We start from the raw sequence: 1,760 nt of genomic DNA on the forward strand, positions 1-1,760 counted from the left end.
CTCGACCGTCGGCCGACCCATACGCGCCATGAACCCAGCCTACTTCTATGGCGTAATAAAGACTCATGACACTAGTGACTCGTCACGCAGCCTTGGCCCGGTAATCAACCCACGGCCCGTCGGTCAGCAGATTGTTCCCATGACCTGATCTTGAAGGTGGTCGTAGGACGTCGACCGAGTGCCGGCCACCACGAACGGCGCCACGTCCTCGCCTCCGCGGGGCTCCGCCAGAACCTCGCCCACCGTCTCACGGGCGATCACGAACCGCTCCCAGACCGCCTCCGCTTCCCGCAGCTCGGCCTGAAGGGCCTCCACCCGCTGCCGAGCGGTGCGTGCACGCTCCTCCGGCACCCCCATCATCGACGGCATCCCGGCACCTCCGCCGAAGAGACGACACGACACCCCGTCCCTCCCGCCGAAACACCACCCCTGCACCTGGCCAGGGGAAACGAACCCGTCACTCTCGGAAAGACAACAGCTTCTTACTGATCTCGGCGTTTGGGGTTATGGCGGTGGGAGTCCGGTCTCGGTCATGAAGCCGTCGAGCACGGTGGGCCGGTACTGCAGACTCTTGAGCCGGTTGCGGACCAGGGCCTCGAGCCGGCCGACCGTCCCGGCGGTGAGGTTGACCAGAGTCCGCTTGCACTGCGACCAGACCCCCTCCACCGGATTCAACTCCGGCGCGTATGCCGACAACAGGAAGACCGTCAGCCAGGAACGGGCGGCGACCAACTGCTGCATCGCCCGGGAGACATGGGTGCCCAGCCGATCCCAGACCAAGACGATCGGAGCCCTCAGCAACCGGTGGGCGCCGTCGATCAGGCGGATGTAGTCGACCTCCGACAGACTGCGCCGCTCGCCCCGGCGACCGCGGTGGACCCGCAGGTGGTAGCACAGCCGGGTCCGCGCCCCGGGCCGCAGCGCGATCAGCCCCGCCATGGACACCCGGCCCGAGCCACGGCCGCCGGACACTCTCACCAGCGGGGTGCGGCCGCGCCGGCCCCAGGTCCGTCCCCGGGGCGGCCGCAGGTGCCGGCCGGCCTCGTCCTCGAAGCACAGCCAGCCCCCGACGGCCGCCCGCGCCCTTTTACCTCCGGCCAGGTGTTCTCCTTCCACGCGGCTACCGCCACCTCGTCGCGCTCGGCCGCCCGATGCGCAGGTATCTGCGGGGTGAAGCCGAGCCGGCGCATCAGCCGGGTCGCCCCGGAGACGCTGTAGGAGATGTGGAACGTGCGGCCGATCAGCGTGGCGACCCGGGCCCCGGTCCACACCTGGTCCTGGTCCCAGCCGTGCGCGGCCGGCCCCTGCTCCAGCATCGCGGCCAGCTTCTCGCACAGCGCCGGGCGGAGCTTGCAGCGCTGCCCGCCCGGCCCTCGGGAGACCAGCGCCGCGGTGCCGCCGGCGCTCCAGGCCCGCCGCCACTGGTAGGCGGACTTCGGTGTCACTCGCAGCAGCTCGGCGACCTCCGGCGCGGTGCTCCCGGCCGCGAACAGCTCCGCGGCCCGCATCCGCAGCGCCTCGCGTCGCGCGCGTTCCCTGGCGGTCATCCCGCCACCGTCTGCGTACCTCATACCTTCCGGTGTAGCGCGGCCACCGCACACCGCCACCCAGTCTGACCGTCAACGGTGAGACCCCAAAGAGCCGAGATCAATAGCACATCACAGATGGACTCGGCGCGGCCAAAATCCCCGAGTTCATCAGTTGATGGGCACATGAATGGGTCCGGGGCGTCGTTGTCGCAGGTCAGCGCGATACGGCCT

The 1,760-nt window shown here is 69.8% G+C and carries 3 protein-coding genes; all 3 read right to left on the reverse strand.

Annotated features, from left to right (window positions below):
* Positions 1-123 precede the first annotated feature (123 nt).
* Positions 124-369, reverse strand: coding sequence for a hypothetical protein (locus JL475_RS38840; RefSeq protein WP_202282903.1), 246 nt, complete (start codon positions 367-369; stop codon positions 124-126).
* Positions 370-504: 135 nt separating this feature from the next.
* Positions 505-1,059 carry a transposase gene (locus JL475_RS38845; RefSeq protein WP_202282902.1) on the reverse strand — a complete coding sequence of 185 codons (555 nt, stop codon included), beginning with the start codon at positions 1,057-1,059 and terminating at the stop codon, positions 505-507.
* Positions 975-1,571, reverse strand: coding sequence for a winged helix-turn-helix domain-containing protein (locus tag JL475_RS38850; protein ID WP_237409528.1), 597 nt, complete (start codon positions 1,569-1,571; stop codon positions 975-977). Before JL475_RS38850 ends, JL475_RS38845 begins: the two co-directional genes overlap by 85 nt.
* Positions 1,572-1,760 lie beyond the last annotated feature (189 nt).

Source organism: Streptomyces sp. M2CJ-2 (assembly GCF_016757295.1).
GTDB lineage: Bacteria > Actinomycetota > Actinomycetes > Streptomycetales > Streptomycetaceae > Streptomyces.